General features: G+C 42.0%; 13 protein-coding genes. 7 read left to right on the forward strand and 6 right to left on the reverse strand.

Annotated features, from left to right (window positions below):
* Nucleotides 1-35: 35 nt before the first annotated feature.
* Nucleotides 36-5,621 carry a beta-ketoacyl synthase N-terminal-like domain-containing protein gene (locus V7K40_RS26245; protein WP_334964933.1) on the reverse strand — a complete coding sequence of 1,862 codons (5,586 nt, stop codon included), beginning with the start codon at nt 5,619-5,621 and terminating at the stop codon, nt 36-38.
* A gap of 372 nt (nt 5,622-5,993) precedes the next feature.
* Nucleotides 5,994-6,278, reverse strand: coding sequence for a hypothetical protein (locus V7K40_RS26250; RefSeq protein ID WP_334964935.1), 285 nt, complete (start codon nt 6,276-6,278; stop codon nt 5,994-5,996).
* A 1,784-nt stretch (nt 6,279-8,062) separates the two neighbouring features.
* On the opposite strand from V7K40_RS26250, the gene V7K40_RS26255 reads away from it, so the two are divergent.
* From V7K40_RS26255 to V7K40_RS26285, 7 genes are all read left to right on the forward strand, one after another.
* A complete protein-coding gene (locus tag V7K40_RS26255) occupies nt 8,063-9,271 on the forward strand; it encodes an ABC exporter membrane fusion protein (RefSeq protein ID WP_334964937.1) in 1,209 nt (402 codons plus the stop codon).
* Nucleotides 9,272-9,324: 53 nt separating this feature from the next.
* Nucleotides 9,325-10,503 (forward strand): ABC transporter permease DevC, encoded by a 1,179-nt coding sequence (gene devC, locus V7K40_RS26260; RefSeq protein WP_334964939.1) that lies wholly within the window; start codon nt 9,325-9,327, stop codon nt 10,501-10,503.
* 209 nt (nt 10,504-10,712) lie between these two features.
* Nucleotides 10,713-11,717: an NAD(P)-dependent oxidoreductase gene (locus V7K40_RS26265; protein ID WP_334964941.1), complete on the forward strand. Its 1,005-nt coding sequence runs from the start codon at nt 10,713-10,715 to the stop codon at nt 11,715-11,717.
* A gap of 332 nt (nt 11,718-12,049) precedes the next feature.
* Nucleotides 12,050-13,033, forward strand: coding sequence for a glycosyltransferase family 2 protein (locus tag V7K40_RS26270; RefSeq protein ID WP_334964979.1), 984 nt, complete (start codon nt 12,050-12,052; stop codon nt 13,031-13,033).
* A 79-nt stretch (nt 13,034-13,112) separates the two neighbouring features.
* The gene (locus tag V7K40_RS26275; protein ID WP_334964943.1) at nt 13,113-13,580 is read left to right on the forward strand and encodes a DUF2141 domain-containing protein; all 468 of its coding nucleotides are present in this window, start codon (nt 13,113-13,115) and stop codon (nt 13,578-13,580) included.
* A gap of 102 nt (nt 13,581-13,682) precedes the next feature.
* The gene (locus V7K40_RS26280; RefSeq protein WP_334964945.1) at nt 13,683-14,942 is read left to right on the forward strand and encodes a glycosyltransferase family 2 protein; all 1,260 of its coding nucleotides are present in this window, start codon (nt 13,683-13,685) and stop codon (nt 14,940-14,942) included.
* Nucleotides 14,943-15,349: 407 nt separating this feature from the next.
* Entirely contained in the window at nt 15,350-16,627 is a 1,278-nt protein-coding gene (locus tag V7K40_RS26285) for a glycosyltransferase (protein WP_334964947.1), read from the forward strand.
* Nucleotides 16,628-17,354: 727 nt separating this feature from the next.
* Here the strand turns inward: V7K40_RS26285 and V7K40_RS26290 are convergent.
* From V7K40_RS26290 to V7K40_RS26305, 4 genes are all read right to left on the reverse strand, one after another.
* Nucleotides 17,355-18,659, reverse strand: a complete 1,305-nt coding sequence (locus tag V7K40_RS26290) for an NAD(P)/FAD-dependent oxidoreductase (RefSeq protein ID WP_334964949.1) — start codon at nt 18,657-18,659, stop codon at nt 17,355-17,357.
* 311 nt (nt 18,660-18,970) lie between these two features.
* Entirely contained in the window at nt 18,971-19,183 is a 213-nt protein-coding gene (locus V7K40_RS26295; RefSeq protein ID WP_334964951.1) for a hypothetical protein, read from the reverse strand.
* A gap of 34 nt (nt 19,184-19,217) precedes the next feature.
* Nucleotides 19,218-19,742, reverse strand: coding sequence for a DUF2085 domain-containing protein (locus tag V7K40_RS26300; RefSeq protein WP_334964953.1), 525 nt, complete (start codon nt 19,740-19,742; stop codon nt 19,218-19,220).
* A 42-nt stretch (nt 19,743-19,784) separates the two neighbouring features.
* Entirely contained in the window at nt 19,785-21,896 is a 2,112-nt protein-coding gene (locus tag V7K40_RS26305) for a TIGR00300 family protein (protein WP_334964955.1), read from the reverse strand.
* Nucleotides 21,897-22,461: the final 565 nt, after the last annotated feature.

The raw sequence follows: 22,461 nt of genomic DNA on the forward strand, positions 1-22,461 counted from the left end.
GCAGAGAGAAGAGATGAAGAGATATAACCTGCTTTTTAATCGGCGATAATGGTGACTCGTCCTTGTGAGCCGTAGCCAACTTCACTAATATAAAGGTTGGGATCATGAAGCTCGGCTATGATGTTTTGTACTGACTGTTTGGCATCAAGTCTGGGACTTAGGTCGATCGCACGAGTAAACACCTTTGGCCATTCCCATCTCAGGGTTTTGGTTAATCCGAATAAACCAGCGCCGATCGCCCCAAAGTTGACTTTGTACTCTAAGCCAAAAGCGCCATCGAGGTGAGCAACTGTGCAAAAACAACTACGTCTATGACGTGCGGCTTCGTTGAGAGAGGGTTTGAGGTGTTTCGCCATCAAAAATACGTGCTTGACGATCGCCTTTTCTTGTTCGTGATAGGGAATTGTCCCGGTGTGATTTCCTACAAAGAGCGGATGGAGATGGATGAAGGCCCCAATCGCTCCGCAGTGAGATGCGATCGCTTGCAATTGTTGTTGGAGATGTTCTTCACTCAAGTTTGCTAAGGTAACGCGGGTTACTCCTGTGGGTAAGGGCGCTTGTTGGGCGATGAGCGATTGGGGAAAGCTGACAACTACTACTTTCCAGCCTTTCTCGATTAGGGATTCAGTTAATTTATAAGTGGTGAGGGAACCATCATCGGTAATTAAACCGATATGTCCCTCTGGTAACGTGAAATCCAAATAATCGGGCTGTGGTAAGCTTTTGAGTTTGACGGGATGGCGCTGGATATGATGCTCTAATTCGGGTGGCTGTTGGACAAACTCAGGCTGAAACTTTTTTTTTTCACCTCCAGCTAACTGCTGTAGGTAATCGACTATTTGACCGATGGTGCGGAGTTCTCCGAGTTCTTCGATATTTGGCTTGGGTAAGTCGGGGTACATTTCTTGCATCGCCCCTAAGATTTCCACCCGTTTGATGGAGTCAATCCCTAAGTCGGCTTCCATGTCCATTTCCAGTTCCAGCATCTCGACTGGATAGCCGGTCTTATCACTGGTGATCGCTAGTAGGGTTTGACCTAAGTCTACAACTTCATCAATTGCAGCAGGTTCTGGTGCTGGGTTGAATGTGACAACTATGCTTGGTTCAGGTGAAGTGACTACCTTTAAGTCTACAACTTCATCAGTTGCAGCAGTTTCTGGTGCTGGGTTGAATGTGACAACTAGGCTTGGTTCAGGTGAAGTGACTACCTCAACTACGGGTGCAGTCTCTACTAAAATCTCGGTTGGTTGTTGTATTTCGTGAACTGCAATTTCTACAGAAATACTTTTGGAAGCCTGAGATTGCAGATACTCGACAACTTGACCGATGGTGCGGAGTTCTGCCAGTTCTTCGATATTGGGCTTGGGTAAGTTGGGGTACATTTCCTGTAGTGCCCCTAAGATTTCCACCCGTTTGATGGAGTCAATCCCTAAGTCTGCCTCCATGTCCATGTCCATTTCCAGCATCTCGACTGGGTAGCCGGTCTTGTCACTGGTGATCGCTAACAGGTTTTTATCCAAGTCAACAATATCGATGGTTGCGCCAGATACAGGTGCAGCAGTTGTGGGTGCTGGTTCTGGGGTGAATGCGATAACTTCGTTGACTGGGGGTGAGCTAATTTTGACTACAACCTCGGTTTGAGGTTCTACTACTGGGACAAGTGGCTCGGCTACAGGCTCTACTGTCTCGATAGGGAGTGGAGAGAAGAGATTAGGGAGCAAAGAAGAGGAATTTTCATCCTTCTTAGAAGTGGGGGATACAGGAGTTTCAACTATAGGCTCTACCACCTGGTGAGCGGGGGGGAGAGGTGCTTGGGTAACAGTTGAGCCATTTTTCGCTACTGGCTCAGTTACAGGCAAAGGCTGGCTTTCTACTATCTTGGTAGTAAGAGGTACTGGTGCATCAGTAACAGTTGTTTCTGTGGTGAACGCAGTGAAATTATGGCCTAGCCCATTGCTTAGTTTCTCTGTTAGTTGAGTCGTTCCCTCACCAGAGATGATTTGAGAATACTCTTGCTGTATAAGTTGGAAAAAGTTTTTGGTATATTCCAGCTGCTCTTGGAGATATTGCTCATGGATGCGTAGGGTTTCACCTTGTTGGGAGTGAAACTGCATCATGCTGCGCTCTAAGCTTTCCATAACAACTAGCTTCATTTTGGCAGTTTCGGCTGTTGATTTACTTTCACTCAACAAGGAATTCTGCTGCTGCATCAGCTGGAAAAACGCTTTGGCATATTCCATTTGATGGTTGAGATAAGTTCCGTGAACTTGTAAATTCTCGGCTTGATTTTCTTGAAACTGTGTCAGGAGGTATTCTAAACTTTCTAAAAGCTGTTGGTAATTAGTAAGTTTTTCTGGTGTTGGTTGCATCTTAGATTCCTGGGCTGGTTGACTTGAAAGGGTCACAGGATTCATTTGTTGCTCTGTTTGGGTGATGATATTAGATGTCACACCGTTCATTGCTGGGGCAGTAACAAGGGGTGGTTTTTTATGTCCGTTAGTCTCTATCACTGCTGGAGGTGGTGTTACACCTGGGCTGGTGAATAAGGGAGCTGCATCAGAATATTCGAGGGTGGGTAATGTAACTTTGTACTCATCCTGCAAAGCTAGAGCGAAGGCATTTTTCGTTTTTTCGGATCTATAGTTGATGCCGTTTAAACGGACATTTAATGTCTTCTTCGTCTCTATTGGGGGTAGAGTTTGGGAAAGTTGATAAGGATCGAGGTTATTCAAAGCCAGACCAATCACCCGCAACTGCACAACTGCTTCTCGCAAAGAGCGATCGCTATTCTTTTGAGTGCTGGGGTTCAAAGATACGGTGATATGAGGGCGATCGCCAAGGATATCTTTTACCAAGTTGGTAAGAATTCTCCGCGGCCCAAATTCCACAAAGCAAGTACCGCCGGCTGCATAGATATTTTCAATTTCCTGCTTAAACAGCACCGAATTGGAAAGGTGCGTTTCCAGGATTTTTTGAATACCTTGGGGTTCCTTGGGATACTGTTTGCTGGTGACGTTGCTGTAAACAGGGATTTTGGGACTTTGGAACTTGACGGACTTAGTAGCGATCGCAAAGGATTTTTGAGCAAAGGCAATTAGCGGTGTATGGAAAGCTGCTGAAACAGGTAACAATACAGCCGTATATCCTTTCTCGTGTAAAGCCTCTCTGACTCTGGCGATTTCTGCGGTGGGCCCAGCTAAGACAAATTGAGTTGGAGAATTTTGATTAGCGATCGCAACTAGGGGAAAATGCTTCAGCACTGCTTCTACTTTGCTGATGTCTTCTTTAACAGCCAGCATACTACCCGCATCATGATCCGGGTCTTCTGGAGCCGCCATTGCTTGACCCCTAGCTTTCACTAAGAACAAGTAATCTTCTGTACTCAAAACTCCCGCAGCCCAAAGCGCTGTGAGTTCACCAAAGCTATGTCCCGCCACAAAATCTGACTTGAACCCAGCTTGTTGCAGTATGCTGTACATCCCTGCACTCAACACCCCAATGGCTGGTTGAGCATATTCTGTGCGTTGTAAGGCAGCAATTTGGGCATTTTTTTCTGCTTCCTCAAACACAGGATGAGGAAAAACGATTTCTGAAAGCGGCTGCAAATTATCTTTGAGTAACAAGCTATCCATATAGCCATGAAGACGCCGCATCAAAGGAAAATTCGTTACTAGTTCCCGACCCATCTCCAAGTATTGCGAACCTTGACCAGAAAATAGAGCAACAACTTTTCCACCCAACTCCATACCAGAGGCGCGGTAATAAATCCCTTGGGGATGCTCCCAAGATGCTGCTGTTCCTTTGTGTTTCAGCCAGTCAATGCTAGTTTGCAACAACTTGCAAGCTTCTTCGAGATTCTCAGCTACAAACCCAAATCTGGCAGCAGAGAGGGGAATCTGTGGCGATTTGGACTCCTGGACTAATTGTGCATAGTGTGTTTTTGCTTCAGGCGATACTCCTGCGGAGTCACTTCGTGAACGCAACTTACCTAAAATATCTTCAGATTTGGTCAGCAATTGGTCTACTGTCGGAGCAAACAACAGCACTTCACTACCACCACTATGTAAGCGGTAAGCGTCGTTCTGGTCGGCTTCATATTCTTCTAAGACGACGTGATAATTGGTGCCGCCAAAACCAAAAGAACTCACACCCGCACGTCTTGGTGCTTCCCCTTCTGGACGAATCCAAGGTCTGGTTTCGGTATTCAGATAAAAGGCCGAATTTTTAATATTGAGTTTGGGGTTCGGCTCGGTGATGTTAATTGTGGGCGGTAATACTTTGTGATGTAATGCCAAAGCAGTTTTAATCAAACTCGCCGCACCCGCAGCCGCTTTTGTGTGTCCAATCTGCGATTTCACACTACCCAAAGCGATGTGTTGCTTTTTGTCATCATGTCCATCAAAAAAGTCTTTTAAAGATCCGAATTCTGTCGGATCTCCAGCCATTGTGCCGGTGCCATGTGCTTCCATTAAACCAACAGTGGCAGGAGAAAAGCCGGCATCTTCATAAGCACGTTCTAAGGCTTTAACTTGACCTTCTTTGCGGGGAGCATAAATGCTCTTATAGCGCCCATCGCTGGAGGTACCAATGCCTTTAATTACGGCATAGATTTTATCATTGTCCCGTTCGGCATCTTCCAGGCGTTTGAGGACAATCATGCCGATACCTTCACCCAGCATCATCCCATCCGATTTAGCATCGAAAGGTTTGACATTTTCACTGGGAGAAACAGCCGGTGTTTTGCTAAATGATATGTAAGCCATGATGGTGTTGTCGGTATCAACACCACCAGTCAGCATCATGTCAGAACGATGCTCGACTAGCTCGCTAATTGCCATCTTTAAAGCACCGAAGGAACTAGCGCAAGCGGCATCAACTACGCAGTTCATTCCACCAAAATTTAGACGGTTGGCAATTCTACCCGCGACTACGTTAGCTAACATTCCAGGGAAAGCGTTCTCATCCCACTTCACATAGGCGCTTTTGATTTTCTCGACGATTTTTTGCGTATCCTCATCGGATAAACCACTGCTTTTGAGTGCTTTTTCCCAAATCGGATATTCCAACCTGGCAGAAAGTGGCATTCCTAACTGCTTGGCCATAGCCACACCTAAGATTACGCCAACAGTCTCGCGGCTAAACTCACGTTTTTCGCCATAACCTGCATCTTCCATCGCCTCTTTCGCAACCACTAAACTTAACAGTTGCGATACATCTGTGACTTCCAAAATGCTGGGTGGTATACCGAATTCCATCGGGTTAAAATCTACCTCTGGAATAAATCCGCCTCTTTTACAGTAGGTTTTATCTTCAGGAGTTCTCGGATTCGGATCATAATAATCTTCGACGCTCCAGTGAGTAGAAGGAACATCAGTAATACAATCAATTTTGTTTACTATATTTTGCCAGTATTCCCGCAAATTTCTGGCTTTAGGCAATAGTGATGCCATCCCAACAATGGCTATAGGATTGTGTTGTAATTGTCTGTTAATTTTGTTAATTGACACTGATTTATCTGACCTCATTTTTTTTTCCTCTATAGACCTCTTCACAGCCTTTTCGCAATTATTGATAAGGCTCTCTAACTCTGCTAAGGCAGTATCAATTGAATAAGCAGACATAGGGCATAGTGAGTACTGTGGATTGTGTAGCTACAGTAATTTCTGTTGCCTACTAATAATGAAAAACTCTTGTTTTGTAAGCAGTTAGCTATCCTATCTCCGCTAAAGGCTTTTCTCCAAATCGACACCACACGACATATACTGCCCTGATAAAGCCCTAGATTTATAGGCGATTTTGGCACACTGCGATCGCATAAAAATGTTAGACAACGTTAGACTCTTGATATTGTGGCAATAGGTAAACCAATTTTGGATTTGCAATTTTAGATTTACGTTAGCGATAGTGAGTAATCAAGTGTCGTTACGAGCGTCTTTTAGATTTGTTCCACCCACAATGAGTGAAGGACGAACCAAAAAATCCAAGTTGTGCTGTCAGCGCACCAAAGGTGTGACCCAAAATCTCAAATTGGCACGGTCAATGACGTTGTTAAAACTGGTAAAATGGTCTTGGAGTGTAATAACTGCTTGACCAATAAATTCAATCCATTTGTAATGGTAGAGATTTTGAACAATTGTATCCCATTGGAGCGATGAAAACTGAGGAGTAGCTAAGGGAACAGAAACGCTTTTTTCGCCCAAAATCGCTTGATTATTTAGCTTAATTGCAGCAACGTGGCTGGTGTTCATGACAACGTTCTGTATTTTGATAAATGTCATAGCCAGTTTCAACGTCCAGGATAATTAGTTTATGGGATTTGACCCAGCAAAGTTGACAAGTTCGTTACAGAAAACACACCACCTTTAATCGGAGTTTATGCAACTTGAAAAAGTAATTAAACGATCATAAGGTGATGACAAAGCAGTTATGTTTAGTTATTTTTAATTTCAAAATCTTAATTAAATAACTACTTTCTATAACTACTTTAAAGCATTGAATTAATAAAAACACTAACATACTTTACAGAAACTAAATCATTTCTTTAAGGTTATTTTATAAATAAACCTCCACTATTACTGATGTGAATTTTGCATAAAATTTACCCGATAAGTATAATTTATAACTAGCTGAACATGTGAAATATTTTGTTATCTACGGGTTAGCCATAAATTTGCGCTGGATTAAGTTAATAATGCAAATCTATTGTCTAGTAAGTAACAATTCAATGAATACATAGATAAATTGAATAATTATAAGTATGTTTTCTCAGAGAAACATCATAATTGAATCAAAGTTTTGGGTTATTTTTCAATATAAGTCAACTTAAGAAGCAAAGCGGTTATTTATAAAGCAAATGTTAATTTTTAGTATGTTGCTTGATAAACATAATCATGATTGCATCAGTTAAAAGAGCGATTAGAAACCGCAGCTACACGAGGCTTTACCCACATTTTTATAACAGTCAAAGTATTGCGCTAACCTACATCCCGCCCAGAACTTAAGTTGAGCGGCTCAAAAGCTCTCTGTCCACTCAAGTGGACTGAAATTTTCCCTTTCATCAAGGATAGCTATGTACATCGCTTCAAATTCTGTATTTATAGCGATTCTCAATTGCATGGAGTACAGACCATTCGTAGGGACACAGCATTGCTGTCCTTTGCATCTGAAGGAGAACTGCTATAGTCCTCTTGAGAGGAATGTAAGTTATTAGCCTCAGAATTTATTCCAAGGGGGGATGGCAACGAAGCAGAGGATTTCTCAGGATTGGTAATAACAAGGGATTTTGCCCCTTGTTAAAGGTAAACAAACTTCCGCCACAGTGTACTAGTACACCACGGCGTAAATAGAGCAACCATTTAAAATCCCTAAAGAGCTTATTCCATAATACTTTTGACTTTTGACTTTTGACTTTTGACTTCCGCCTTGTGTCCGTTGACGTAATGCACCAAAGGTATCACTTCATGCCTTTAATTAGTAGGAGCAAAACTGATAAGAATGTCTGATAGTACACAACCTAGCTAACAATAATCTGTTAGTAATATCAAATCTGCTTAATAAATAACTATTTCTTAGTATTCAATTGGCAGATGAGGAATTAGTGATGATTAAATTTATTCAGTCTCTAATCTTACTTGGATTAAATATTTACGTGATAGAATCAAGACTTATGCAAAGTCAATTGGTTGACAAAAACCAAAATTTTTGCCATACTTAAGGACAAGTTTATCCAAGTTTTTAGTTCATTTTTATTAGCGCTTCGTTGTGATTGCAAGTTAAGTTTTCTGGTTAGGGGTATTGTATTTTACGCTACTGGAATAGAAGTAAAATTAGGATATAACTTAGGAAGCTTTGAAGTAATAGCATCATTAATTTTCACGCCACAATAGTGATTTTGGGTGGGAAATACGTAAAACAATTCATATAAAACCAATTTAGACCCATCCACTTTATTAAGGTAGAAACTATAGAGGAAAAGCCCTCTTGGTAATTTGCAGATGAGTCTATTCTAATGGACTAAATATAACCAGTCTATCCCCTTATAAAGCACAATTGGAATGAAAATATGGCAGTGAATAAAGAAAGCCGATTATTCAGAAAACCCGTAGGTCGATCGCAAGGAATTTTAGTAGCTTCTCTGACTTTAGCGGCCGGATTAATAGCTCTTTATAGTTTGACTACGTTTTGGTCAAGGGCTAAAGTTCAGACACCGCAAGCGCTTCCTCCAAAAGCTGCCACTCCTGTGAAACTTGCTGTGACTGCCTTGGGACGTTTGGAGCCAGAAGGCGAAGTTACTTCTTTGACTGCTCCTGCTTCCAATAACGGGGTGCGAGTAGAAAGACTGTTGGTGAAAGAAGGAGACACGGTTAAAGCAGGGCAATTATTAGCATATCTAGAAAATTATGGTCGTTCTAGAACAGCTTTGCAACAGGCTTTAGACCAACTGCAAGTTTCCAAAGCTAAACTAGCGCAGGTGAAATCTGGAGCTAAAACCGGAGATATCGATGCTCAAAAAGCAGCGATCGCCCGTTTAGAGCCACAATATAAAGGAGACATTGCCACACAACAGGCGACAATCGCCCGCACCCAGGCTGAGGTAGACAATGCTCAAGCCGAGAATGATCGCTATCAGCAATTATACAAACAAGGCGCGATCGCTGCTTCTATAGCAGATACTAAGGCTTTGCAACTAAAGACTACACAACAGCAATTAACAGAAGCCCAAGCCACTCTCAAGCGGACTCAAGACACATTCCAAGAACAGAAAAAGCAATCACAAGCGCAACTCACCAGTATTAGTGAAGTGCGTAGCGTAGATGTTAAAGTCGCACAAACCGAAGTCAATAGTGCAACAACTTCTGTTCAACAAGCAAAAGCCGACTTGGATTTAAGTTACATCAAATCTCCTATAAATGGCAAAATATTAAAAATTCACGCCAAAACCGGAGAAGTCATCAGCAGCAACAAAGGATTTGCTGAGATAGGTAAGACATCTCAAATGTATGTGATTGCAGAGGTGTATCAAACCGATGTTCGCAAAGTGCGTGTAGGACAAAAAGCCACAATTACCAGCACTGCATTTACTGGAACATTAAAGGGAACTGTGAAAGAGATTGGTTGGCAAGTTGACAAGCAAGGCATCTTCAGCCTCAACCCTGGTTCAGATACAGACCGCAGAATAGTTGAGGTGAAAATCTCTATCGATAATCCGGCAGATAGTCAGCGGGTAGCTCGTTTAACTAACTTACAAGTGGATGTCGCCATTCATATTTAATCATTAGTTATTCACAAATAACCAATGATAAATAATAATTAACAAATAAATCCATGATTTTCAAAATTCCTTTAGGATGGCTACAGCTAGCCCAGCAAAAAGTTCGTCTACTAGTAGCTGTAGCCGGGATTGGTTTTATTGTGCTGCTAATGTTTGTGCAACTTGGTTTTCAAGATGCTCTCTATTCAAGTGCAACCGCACTGCATCAGAATCTCAAGGGAGATTTATTTTTAGTTAGTTCGCAATATAAATCTTTGACTTCAAATCAAAGCTTTTCGCGGACTCGTTTGTACCAATCTTTAGGGTTTGATGGCGTAGAGTCAGTTAGCCCCATGTATTTACAATTTGCTAAACTGAAAAATCCGGCAACTAGTGAGAAATATTCAATATATGTTATTGGTTTCGATCCAGGTAACCCTGTGATGAACATCCCAGAAGTTGAGAAAAATCTAGATAAACTCAAAATTCCTGATGTCGTGTTTTTTGACCGGGGTTCTCGCCCAGAGTTTGGCCCAATAGCTGAAAAATTTAATGCCGGAGATACTGCACAGACAATTGAAATATTTCCCTTCAATTCATTAATTGGCTATAGAGTGAGAATTGGTGGTTTATTCAGCTTAGGGCCTTCCTTTGGGGTAGACGGAAATTTAATTGTCAGTGACTCTACTTTCCTGAGGATAAATCCCAATAGTCGTCCGGCAGATATGATAGATATCGGTTTGATTTCCCTCAAACCTGGTAGTAATGCAGAAGCAGTACTGAAAAATTTGCAAGCAAGTTTGCCTAATGATGTCCAAGTTTTTACACACCAAGGCTTTATTGATTTTGAAAAAAAATATTGGGCAATCAGAACACCAATTGGTTTTATACTTAACTTGATGTTGACAATGGCTGCGGTTGTTGGTGTGGTTATTGTTTATCAAATTCTTTACAGCAATATTGCTACGCAGTTCGTTGCTTACGCCACTTTAAAAGCCATAGGTTATGCCAATAGATATTTATTAAATGTGGTATTTCAGCAAGCTTTAATTCTGGCAATTTTAGGTTATATTCCCGGATTGATTACTTCTGTGTTGTTATATAGTTTTGCAGCAGAAGCAACTAAATTACCAATAGTTATGACCATTAATAATGCATTGATAATCTTAACTTCAACCGTATTAATGTGTATAACCTCAGGTGCACTTGCTATCAACAAACTCCGATCCGCAGACCCGGGAGATATTTTTTAGCTGATTCTTAGCAGCAAAATCATCAAATCATTTTGCCCTGATATAGACTCATAAGTAATCATTGGTGCAGCCTCTCCACAGAAAAATTGCTCCTTATATCAATTTTAGATTTTAGATTAAAAGTCTTTACCAAAATTTAAATTTGGTATAACTTTGAAGTCTTTTATCTAACAACTCCAATTCACCTATTTAACAATAATCCCGACTTTATGAACCTCAAAAACAAAACCCTCCTAATTACTGGAATTGATGAACTTGTCGGTTTGCGCGCAGCCGAGTTAGCCATAGCGCAAGGAATGAAGGTTCGTGGACTGCAAAGTTCTACAGAACAGAACAAACAATTACAGAATTTAGGTGTTGAGGTAATTATTGGTAGTATCACTGATTCTACCACTGCCCAAAAGGCTTGTCAGGGAGTAGACATCGTTTTACATACATATCAAATTGCCGAAGAAACTGGCGCAATTAATCATTTTCGTGATGTCAATGTTGGCGGTACTGTCAACATAGCTAAAGCCGCTAAACAGGCTGGTGTAAAAACATTTGTGCATCTATCCAGTGTGATGGTTTACGGTTTCAACTATCCGAATGGTGTTACAGAATCCGGGCCACTCTCTGGCGAAAATAATCCATATTGTCAAACGAAAATAGAAGCCGAAACAGCAGTATTAGAACTGAATAATCCGCCAGATTTTGGCATCATCGTTATTCGGGCCGGAGATGTTTACGGCCCAGGAAGTATTCCTTGGATAGTCAGACCAATTCTGATGATGCGTCAAAAATTATTTGCCTGTGCCAACGATAGTAAAGGAGTAATCAATCATGTATATATAGATAACCTGATTGATGGCATCTTTCTAGCGATAGAAAAAGAAACCTATGGTGAAATATTTAATATCACCGACGGACAAGAAACTTCCTGGAAAGAGTATTTTATGCGTTTAGCAGCAATGGAAGGTTTATCAGCACCCCTCTCATTATCAAAAGATGAAATCAAGTTGTTTGTAAAACTACGTGTTCAAGGACAAAAACTTTTTCGCCAAAAAGTTGATATTTTACCTGAGTCTATAGATTTTATGACTCGTCCCTATGCTTGTTCGATTGTCAAAGCACAAAGCCTGTTAAATTATAAACCAATAATTGACCTAGAAGAAGGAATGCAACAAACACATAAATGGCTGCAAAAAACAGATATCCAACGCTTGATCAAATAGTCCATAAATTTTCGTAATCATTGTTGGATTGTAAGAAGTTGGGAGTTAGGGATTAGGGGTTAGGAATTAGGAGTAGAGACGCGATTAATTGCGTCTGTACAGGAATTAGGAGTAGAGACGCGACTAATCACGTCTGTACAGGAATTAGGAGTAGAGACGCGATTAATCGCGTCTGTACAGGAGTTTAGAGTTTGGTACAAGATGTGAGGTATCAAAGTATTCTTAATTCTGATTTCTGGATTCTGATTTATGAATTCTTACGTTGCATCTGCCTAAAATTAGCTGCAATTAAGCATAAAATAATCCACCTATTTTCCGAATACTTGTTTTCTATGATTGGGAATCAGCCACGATTGAGCATCGGATTACCTGTATACAATGGTGAGAAATTTCTTAAACAAGCCATAGATTCACTCTTGGCTCAGAGCTTTGAAGATTTTGAGATAATTATTTCAGATAATGCATCTACAGATAAAACTGAAGAAATTTGTAGAGCATACGCCGAGCAAGACCAACGTATCTGTTACTACCGCAATGACAATAATATTGGTTGCGCCCGTAACTTTGATCGCGTCTTTAAATTGTCTTCGGGTGAGTATTTTAAGTGGGCAGCCTATGATGATTTACATGCTCCAGATTTTATCAAGAAGTGTATTGAGGTGCTTGACCAAGATTCTAGTATCATCTTGTGTCACTCACAGACATATTTTATTGATGAACAGGGAAATTTTTTCCAAAATTACGATATCAAACTCAAGGCAGATGCATTAAAACCACAGCAACGTTTTAACGAATTGCTGACCAAGCATTTATGTTATCAATGTTATGGAGTAATTCGTGCCAGTGCCTTGAGAAAGATACCGCCTATGGGTGGTTACGGTAATGCAGACGGAATTCTCTTATTAAGACTTGGTATTCTCGGTAGGTTTTATGAAATCCCTGAATACCTGTTTTTTGCCAGAAGCCATCCGCAACAATCAATGAGTATGTATTTCCCTAATTATTTGTTGTTTACTAACAACAGTAAAAAACCCTCATTGAGTATGCTGCCTGATTTTTATGCATATACAGTATGGTTTGACTCAGCAAAGAAAGGAAAAATTTTATTGCCACATTGGAGAATATTCTGGGAGTATGTACTCTCCATATGGCGTAGTCCCCTGAGTTTGTATGAACGGCTATGTTGTCATATAAGTCTATATCAGCATTTAAAAGGGACACAGTATCTTTTGCTGAAAGATTTGCTAAAAGTGCTACAAGTATTTTGGAAAGGTTGGTATAAAGCATCAATTAAAAAACCGCAAGTCACGCTTTAAATAAATCGGTTTAAAAATAAAAGCTGGCAATCGCAGCTTTTTTTGAGGCACACAATCACCTATTTTTCACTCCAAAACTATGCTGAAACTATCTCAAATTTGTCATGTTTTGCTTGCTACTTTAGTGAGCATCAGCTTTGCTAAAACAGTGAATGCTGAACCAACTGAAACATTAACTGTTGTGGTAAATGGAATACATCATCAAAAAGGTGAGATTTGCTTGAGAGTTTACCCAAGTGAACAAGGATTTCCGATGAGTAATTCTAGTGGAGATCAAAGTGGCTGCGTTAAGATTACTGGAAGTTCTGTAAAAAAAGAATTTTCCGGTTTAAAGCCTGGAACTTATGCTGTCGCCGTAGTTGATGATCAGAATGGCGATCGCAAACTCAACAAAGACTTTTTCGGTATTCCCAAAGAAGGTTTTGGGATTTCTAAAAATCCAACTGTGTCCATACAAACAGGTGCGCCAAAGTTTCGCGACGCCAGTTTTGTTGTAAACAAAAATACAACAGTCAACATTATTATGAAATATTCGCTTGATTCCTAAAAGGCCTGGGGACTGGGTACTGCTTCTCTAAAAGATACTTCTGATTTCCAATCCCTAATCCCCAGTCCCCAATCCCTAATCCTATCGGAGATTAAAAATTTAATGGAAGATTTGGCGATATTTTTCTCTAAGTCTTTGATGAGTTGGCTAGTTATTCAGGTGTGTTTAACGCTTGTCTTTATATGGTATCTGCGCTCATCTAAAAAAAACTTATTACCAGATGAGCAGTTACCCAAAACAGCAGTGATTCTTTGCCTACGCGGAGCCGATCCGTTTTTGCCTAGATGTTTGCGATCGCTCCTAAATCAGAACTATCCACAGTATGATTTAAAGTTGATCGTTGATAGTCACGAAGATCCCGCTTGGAAAATTGCCAGTGAAACGATCACAGAGCAGGAAGCGACCAACGTTCAAATTAGCCCTTTGAGAATAGTACGCAACAATTGTAGTCTCAAATGCAGTTCTTTAGTGCAAGCTATCCATGAGTTGGACGATTCCTACAAGGTGGTTGCCCTAGTAGATGCTGATACTATAGTCCATGTGAATTGGCTGCGAGAATTAGTCAGTCCTTTAGGTGATGCCAAAGTCGGGGCGACAACAGGTAATCGTTGGTACGTACCTACAGGTAAGTATTGGGGATCTTTAGTGCGATATACAGGCAATGTATCCACAGTAGTGCAAATGTTTCTCTTCCAGATTCCTTGGGGTGGGACTTTGGCTGTGAAAACAGAAGTGCTTCGCCAAACAGAACTGCTAGATAAGTGGGGACAAGCTTTAGGCGAAGATTTTATGATGCACGACATCCTCAAAAAACATGGGTTGCAGGTAAAGTTTGTGCCTTCGCTGCTGATAGTAAATCGTGAAGAGACTGATTTATTCAACTTAATAGATTATCTTAAGCGCCTCATCCTTTATTCTCGACTGTATCACCCACGTTGGTTAGCTCTAGTTAGTGAAGCTGTTTCTAGCATTTTGTTTCCGACTATAGTCATCCTGTTAATTCTAGAGTCGTTGTTAGAGACAAAATGGGAAGCTGCGGCTCTCTTGTTAGGCTGCTATGGAGTTTATACTGTCGGATTACTTTTGGTAATGCTGGTGTTGGAATTAGAGATACAGCGAATGGTTCGCTCTAATGACCAGGCGATCGCAAAATTATCAGCTGCTACAATCATCAAAATGTTAATTGGGATTCCCCTGACACAGTGGGTTTATGGGTTAGCGATGCTATCGTCACTGTGGATTTCAACAGTCACTTGGCGCGGTGTCAGCTATCGGGTTCAAGGGCCTTGGAATGTCCGGCTAGTCGAATATCGCCCTTATCAATGGTTGGATCAGCCTATTGATAGCAAGGTTTCTCTTTGAACTAAATAGCTAGATATAAACTAGGGCATGAAAGTTATTACACTAAACATTCCCTAGTCTTCAAATTATATTATCTTATATTTAGTCGAATTAAATTAGCTATAACCCTTGTCAAAATCCACGCTTTTGCTTGTTAATTTCCAAAATTTATTTACATTTATGGCAAGGGTTTAGAGAAATATATTAAGGGGAATTATGACTGAGTATTTTGAATATTTTGATAGTTTCTAACCAAGTAGAAACATCCTCTTCAGAATCGACAATTTAGACCATTTGTAAATGCGTAAATCCTTAGCCTAACTGTATTAGTGGTAATTTGTGAGCCAAATAATCAGGATGTTAATGAAACATTTGCAGCGTAAATCCTAAATTCAAAACCAGCATTTTAGTGTAATATTCCCCTTTTTATGACTAAGCAACCACTTCGCATTGCACTGTTTACAGCATTGTACCCTCCTTTCTTGACTGGAGTTTCCGTTGCAGTACACCAACGAGTTCAATGGTTACTGCAACAAGGGCATGAGGTCTTTCTTATCCACCCAGAAATTAATGGCCAATACCCCAGAAAGGTTGGAAATCGCCCAATGTCAGGATTGGATGAACTACAGCCCTTCCCCAACTTTTCTGCTTATGCATTCCCCACCAAACCGCTAATCTTCTACAAATCTCTTCCCCAACCATTAAACTATCGCTATTGGAGTGATACTAAGTTACTTGAGAACTTCCAGCCCGATATTATACTGGTTGAAGAAGCGGCGCAAATGAGAGGATTATACTCACTTTTCTTACAAGGTTATGGTCGCCCCATAGGAGTTGAGTACGCTAAACAAACTGATACCCCAATCATCTCAATTTTCCATACCGATATCGTTGCCTATATTCGATATTACTTAGGAAATCTGTTCTTTAGCTTGCTACGTCCGATTGTTCCCCTTTTAGTCAAGCAGTTCAGTAATGCTTATGATCTCAACTTATTTCCGTCTCAAGAACTGCTTGCTAAGTACAACCGATTGAAATGCCAACGCAGTGAATACGTGCCATATCAAGGGATTGATTGCGAAAAATTTCACCCCCAAAATATCGACTACAACCCCATTGCTAACGACTATCGACCAACTATCCTTTTTGTCGGACGCATTACCCCAGAAAAAAATGTCACCCAACTTATAGATGCATTTCCAATCATTGCTGCCAAAATTCCTGATGTCCATTTAGTCATCGTCGGTAGTGGCCCCTTGGATGAGGAGATCCGTCGGCGCGCCCAAAAGTTTGAGTCCGGTATTACTGTCTGGGGTGAGTCCCACGGAACAGAACTTCTAGGTTTATATGCACGGGCAGATATATTTGTCAACCCCTCTGTCACCGAAAACTTCTGTACCACCAATATGGAAGCTTTAGCATCTGGAACCCCTGTTGTAGCAGCCAATGCTGGAGGAAATCCTGAACAGGTTTTTCATGCGATCAACGGTTTTTTAGCCGAACCCAATAACCCAACAGATTTTGCCCACAAGGTGATTGCGATTTTGGAAAATCCCAGCCTTAAAGCAGATTTGACTCGGCAAGCTCGCCCTTCCATACTTGACTTTGATTGGTCGGCATGTATGCAAAAATTAGAAGACAAACTTTACCAAATCGTTGAAGGATCGCAGAAGGTGCAGGTAGGTACAGGCAGTATAAGACCATAACGATAATAAACACGATGATCGCTAGAGCATCGATTCAGTAATCAAAAACCTAACCCCCCAGCCCCTTTTCATAGCAGGGTTGGGGGAGCAAAAGGCCCTGACTGTCTAATCAGTATATTTGTGCTTATCCGAATGGCACTAAGAAAAGCTCTAATGGACATGATTGAGCATGATGCACAAGGCATATTTGAAGCCATATTTGTCCTGTGGTTGTTTGATGATATGCAGGAAAATTTCTCTCGTTTCACGACGTGCTAAGGTGAAATCTCGGTTGTTGCAACGAGTGGTGATGTGATAGGAATAAGCGGCCAAAAATTCTCTTTTCAGTCTGCCCATTTTTTCGCCCCCCCGTGCCAGATATCGAAAACGAGAAAAAAGAGAAAAGGCATCTTCACCCTCTCCCCTTTTATCCCTTACTTGAAAGCTTTTCTGAGAGTACTCCCTAGCATTAAACCGCCCAGTGTGATATAACCCAGAAGGCTACTAGGTTCGGGAACCGCCGCCGGCGGCAGCGACCCCACTACTCCCACCTGCTTCGATGAAAAATCTATATTCTCCAACGATAATTTATTCGGCCCCAAAATTTGGGTGTAGTAACCGACAAAATCATCTATGAACCTATCCCACTATTCAAAAAAACCCAACTTCTTTTCGTAAAATGTGCTTGAAAACCTCAATTTTTCATTTTATGTTCTCAAAAAGCTTAAGCTTTTTAGCACAAATATTATTAGTGGGATAGGTTCTTAGAACAACTTTGTTTTGCCACTTTGGGTGGATTTGAAAGCACTTTCTTAGCAAGCCAGATCCAAAATCTATTCTCGTGGAGTACTTGCACATAGTTAGCATCCACTTGATTGAGCCGAGCAAAGATGGTTGGTTGTCTGAGTACAACAACCCATAGCAACGTGGTGACTTTGTAGAGAAGTCCCAGCCAACGGTGGTAAAAGATTAATGCAATCAGTCCAAGGTCAGAAGCAGCATGACCTTCTTCGACTTGTTGAACAGAAAACTGAGGTAACACAAGCGACAATTGATCGCCGTGCTGCCTAAGCAATGAGTCAAGGACAACTGCATCTTTAATCGCTGCGGTGCAACCTTGTCCCAAAAGGCTGAACATAGAGTGTGCAGCGTCCCCAATCAATACTACCTGACCTTGCAAGTCATGATAGTAGCGACATTGACTCCAGTATTCATGCCCCGGCTGGGCTGCCAGGAATGCCGCAGCTTGATCTCTATTAAGTTTGAGTGCAGGGACGTTTTTTGGCAACATCTCCTGCAATAACTGCTGTAATTCCTCTGGACTTGTAATTCCATAAGGATTAATCCGATCGCTACTACCTATTGGTTGCCAAAAAATCAGTGCAGTCAAATCGCCATCTTTTCGCGGTAAGCAGCCACCAAAAATAAGCCCAAATTGAGTGTTTCGCTTTTGAAGTCGAATGATGCGAGGTGGAGATTGTTCTAGTTCTGGCGGCATCGAGAGTTGCAATACTTTCCACACATGGGGTCGTTGCAGCTGTTGAAAATCGATTTCGTCTGGTTTTGAAAGCATTAAGGCATTTCGGATGGTCGAGTGAATCCCGTCTGCTCCCACTAGCAAATCATATACTACTGTTTCATGACCAGACTCTCTCTCAATCACGACCTCACGACGCGCCAGATCAACATCCACGACTGGAACATTAAAATTTACAGATAGCCGTGAACTTTCATCAGAGGTTCGATTGCCATAACGCGTCAGTAGGTGTACAAGTAAAGCACACAGATCACGACGCGGAATTAAAATAAGTCCGCCGGGAGTCAATTCTACCCCTTGGGAGGCTAACTTCTCTTGTAACCCTTCAATACTGTTCAACCATTGCTGTACTTTTGTGCCTAATCCCAAGCCGAATCCTCGACTGTCTGCATATTCTAAATCAGTAGGATTTTGGTTAGAGTCATATAGTTGTACCGTATGGTTTTGACTAAGGGCGAGTAATCGATGGGCTAAGAATAGCCCAGCCGGGCCCGCACCAATAATGACGATATTCATATTAACGTGAGTTTGACGAGTTGATTACTGAATTGGCGTTCTAATATTGTAAATACTAGTGATCGCTCATTAGTGACTAAGACTTACGCACACTCTACGAATTTTCGGCGCTGTTGGCATCTTGGCGGTTCGATAAATTAAGCTTTTTAGCAATTTTTGCGTAAGTCCTGGTGACTTTAAGTTTGACCAAGGCTGTTAGTCGAATGGTGCGATCGCATTAAAATTAGACCAGAGTTTAATAGTTGGGATAACAATGGAAGTTTTTCAACTTACAACAACTGTTGATGCGTCAGGGCATTTGCATCGCTGTGTTATCTAAATGCAACCTGCTGCAATGCAATTGTATCGACTGATAATGCAATTGTTTTGACTGACAATGCCATTGTTTCGACTGACAATGCCATTGTTTTGACTGACAATGCCATTGTTTCGACTTGCAATGCGATTGTTTTGACTGACAATGCAATTATATCGACTTGCAATGCGATTGTTTCAACTGACAATGCCATTGCATCGACCTGCAAAAATTAATCCCCTCTACAAGTTGTGATATAAAATCTACAATTGAGTTAAGCTGGTTTTAGCACCCCGGCACCCGTGCAAAATAGGCATAGTAAACAATCCCCACGCCAAACCCGTAATCAATCCAAAAGGCGTAACCAGATAGTTATTAAAACTCCAAAAACCGAAAACCTGTGCTGCCAATTCCAAAGGATAAGCCATCATCAGCACACTTGCGATCGTCGCACCACTTAAGCCATATTGACTCAACCAGTAAAAACCTTGACCACCAGTTACCCCATACAGCACACGAGTAATCAGCAAACCCGTCACAGTGCCGTAGCAGCGCATACACACAGCCATAATAAACGGTGGTGCCAAATCTAACCCCATAGCTGGTTGCGGACATACATGATTACCCATGAAATAAATGATGTCCGCAATCTCTCCAAGCAACCATACCCCAGACGCAGCCAGAAAGGGAGCCACTGGCGGGCCAAAAACCATCCCTACCAGCATAAAATCAGCAATCAAACTGACCCAATTAACTTGCAACTCTTCACTAAAAGCTACTCTTGTCATCTCCCTTTCTCTGCGTCCTTTGCGCCTCTGTGGTTCGTCTCTTTAACCTATCTTATTAACATAAGGACTTGTCAACTTATCCAACTGTTGAATCAACAGACTGAGGAACAATCCCACATCCGTCACCACACCCACCGATTCCACAGAACCGCGATCGCTTAACTTAGTTACCACAGCTGGATTAATATCCACACACACCATCTTCACCCCCGCCGGAGTCATATTCCCCACCCCAATCGAGTGCAGCATTGATGACAGCATCAAAATCATCTCCGCACCTTCCAAGTGTTTGGCATAATCCTCCTGTGCTTTAATCAAATTCATTTCCGTATCAGGCAAAGGCCCGTCATCCCGAATCGATCCAGCAAGCACAAAAGGCACATTATTGTGGACACACTCATACATCACGCCACTCTTAATTGCCCCCGCTTCCACAGCTTTGGGAATGCTGCCATGACGGCGGATACTATTAATTACCTTCAGGTGATGGCGGTGTCCACCATGCACGGCGACACCTCGCTTCATGTCTACACCCAAGGAAGTGCCCATGATATTTTGCTCGATGTCGTGAACTGCGATCGCATTACCAGCCAACAGCGCTTGCACGTATCCTTCCCGAATCAGTTGCGCTAGGTGTTCACCGCCACCAGTGTGAATCACCACGGGCCCAGCTGTAACCACAACTTTACCACCAGCATCGCGGATTTTCCGCAATTCCCAAGCCACTTGCTCAACAACCAATTCCACGCGCCGTTCGCTGGAAACTCCTGCCGACATAAAGCTAAATTCTTGAGTGCTGCGTAGTTCCCGCGATTCCGTTTTGCGGATGGTGCGGATACCTAGCACGTCTACAATTACCTGTTCGCCAACTTTTAAATCGCGGAGTATTTTACACCGAGCGAGTAAGCCATTGGCAGTTTCGGTAATTGCGATCGCCCCATCCATCCGCTGATTTTCTACCTTCACCCACTGTCCATTAATCCGGACTTCGGTGGGATAAATTGTACTGACGTAGAAATCATCCGGTGCTACACCATCTTGGATCACAGGCTCCAGTTTGGCGTCTCGCTCATCATGCGGTAAATCTACTGCACCCAAATCAATCAACAACGAGATAATTTCTTCCATCACCTCATGGGATGGCGCTGATACCCTCACATCAGCCGCTGAGGTACTTTGTCGCTGTTCTCCCAAGTTGAAATTCAGGACTTTGAAGCTTCCCCCGGCATCTATAATCAAATCCAAAGCGCGGTTAATTAAGCCTGCATCCAGCAAGTGTCCTTCCATGCGAATGACGCGGCTTTCTACCGAGACATTGGCATGAATTTCGTCTCTAACTGGTTCTGTCACCCGCAGAGTTAAGCATTTAGCCGCGCCACCAGCTTTGAGAAATTCCGTAAGTGGCGTTTCCAGCACTTGGAAACCTGCATCTGCAAGGCGGGTTTTCAAAGCATCGCTCGTCTTGTTCATGATGACGATGCTATCGACATTCACTGCATTACAAGCGAAGTTGACTGCATCAGCCTCTTCAAGTGCGATTCGCTTTTCTGGTGCGACTCGCATTTCAATTAAGCGGTTGGAGTAAGAATCAAAAGCACCTGGATAGTACAGTAAATAGCCATTTGCTAGGGGACAAAAACAGGTATCCAGGTGATAAAAACGTTCATCTATGAGTCGCAGGGAAAGCACCTCAATATCCAGCCATTTCGCTAGATAAGGGTGAGAATCTAATTCCGAGCGGAAACCGTATCCCGCCCATAACCAGAGGCCTTCCCGATCCAGCAGTGCGTCTCCTGCTCCCTCAAAAGGCAAATCTTTGGGAAGTTCATTGACTGTATAACCATTTGCCTCAAACCATTGTTTGAAGAAAGGCTCCTCTCCCTGACGTTCTTTGTGCAAAAAGCGACTGAGGACGACGTTATCCCCAAGTACTAAGCCAGCATTGGCGGTAAAAACCAAATCAGGCCAACCTTTTTCAGGTGGTACTAAGTCTACAATGGCGTGTTGTTTGAGAATCTGGTGTAATCCCTGCCACTGTTCCACGGCGCGATCGCGCGATGATTTGTGAATATTCCCTTCCATCCAGGGATTTATCACATAGTCCACATCGTAGTGATCAGGAGGGCACATCAAAAAGCGAATACGGGAAGTCATAAAAATCTTACAAGCGTTTTATATGCTACAAGCCTATTTTGGGTACAGATTTTCGATTTACTCACATTTGGTAAAATCTGCAACTAGAGCTTCTATCTTTTGATAGTTGAAGGCTTTACAAAGGCTTCGTCCTTAATTCTATTACCGGAAGATGGTAATAAGTAGAGAAGCTGACAAAATAGGCTTGAACTGGCGGCCCTGACTGTTTCAGTAGTGCTGAGTCAGGCTGCTCTTAGCAAAGGGGTGGAGGGAAAACACATACTTAAAAGTACTTGTTTTGAAATAAGCACATATTATGTCTTACGCACTTTCCCTGCAACAAAAATTTTCTTTTCCTGGTTGGTAGGCGCGATCGCAACTATCAAAGCAATACTATCGTAGGGGAGAATCAGCCAGGTAAGCCATGAATAATAAATATCCGCGCTACGGAGCGATCGCTAGCTTAGTCTACTCGATATACCAGACTCAGGATCTTCCGCTGTTGCAAGGTTGGGGTTTAAACAAATGTTAACGTACCTTTTGTTTCAATCCTACTCGAAGGCATATTTATAGCGTTTTCATATAA

It is taken from the genome of Nostoc sp. (assembly GCF_036917195.1).
In the GTDB taxonomy this organism is placed as follows: domain Bacteria; phylum Cyanobacteriota; class Cyanobacteriia; order Cyanobacteriales; family Nostocaceae; genus Nostoc.

Excerpts from the sequence above, each read along its gene's own strand:
- V7K40_RS26285 (WP_334964947.1), top strand. The coding sequence starts at position 15,350 with ATGACTAAGCAACCACTTCGCATTGCACTGTTTACAGCATTGTACCCT.
- V7K40_RS26265 (WP_334964941.1), top strand. The coding sequence starts at position 10,713 with ATGAACCTCAAAAACAAAACCCTCCTAATTACTGGAATTGATGAACTT.
- V7K40_RS26280 (WP_334964945.1), top strand. The coding sequence starts at position 13,683 with ATGGAAGATTTGGCGATATTTTTCTCTAAGTCTTTGATGAGTTGGCTA.
- V7K40_RS26255 (WP_334964937.1), top strand. The coding sequence starts at position 8,063 with ATGGCAGTGAATAAAGAAAGCCGATTATTCAGAAAACCCGTAGGTCGA.
- V7K40_RS26275 (WP_334964943.1), top strand. The coding sequence starts at position 13,113 with ATGCTGAAACTATCTCAAATTTGTCATGTTTTGCTTGCTACTTTAGTG.
- V7K40_RS26270 (WP_334964979.1), top strand. The coding sequence starts at position 12,050 with ATGATTGGGAATCAGCCACGATTGAGCATCGGATTACCTGTATACAAT.
- V7K40_RS26250 (WP_334964935.1), bottom strand. The coding sequence starts at position 6,278 with ATGACATTTATCAAAATACAGAACGTTGTCATGAACACCAGCCACGTT.
- V7K40_RS26300 (WP_334964953.1), bottom strand. The coding sequence starts at position 19,742 with ATGACAAGAGTAGCTTTTAGTGAAGAGTTGCAAGTTAATTGGGTCAGT.
- V7K40_RS26290 (WP_334964949.1), bottom strand. The coding sequence starts at position 18,659 with ATGAATATCGTCATTATTGGTGCGGGCCCGGCTGGGCTATTCTTAGCC.
- devC (WP_334964939.1), top strand. The coding sequence starts at position 9,325 with ATGATTTTCAAAATTCCTTTAGGATGGCTACAGCTAGCCCAGCAAAAA.
- V7K40_RS26305 (WP_334964955.1), bottom strand. The coding sequence starts at position 21,896 with ATGACTTCCCGTATTCGCTTTTTGATGTGCCCTCCTGATCACTACGAT.
- V7K40_RS26245 (WP_334964933.1), bottom strand. The coding sequence starts at position 5,621 with ATGTCTGCTTATTCAATTGATACTGCCTTAGCAGAGTTAGAGAGCCTT.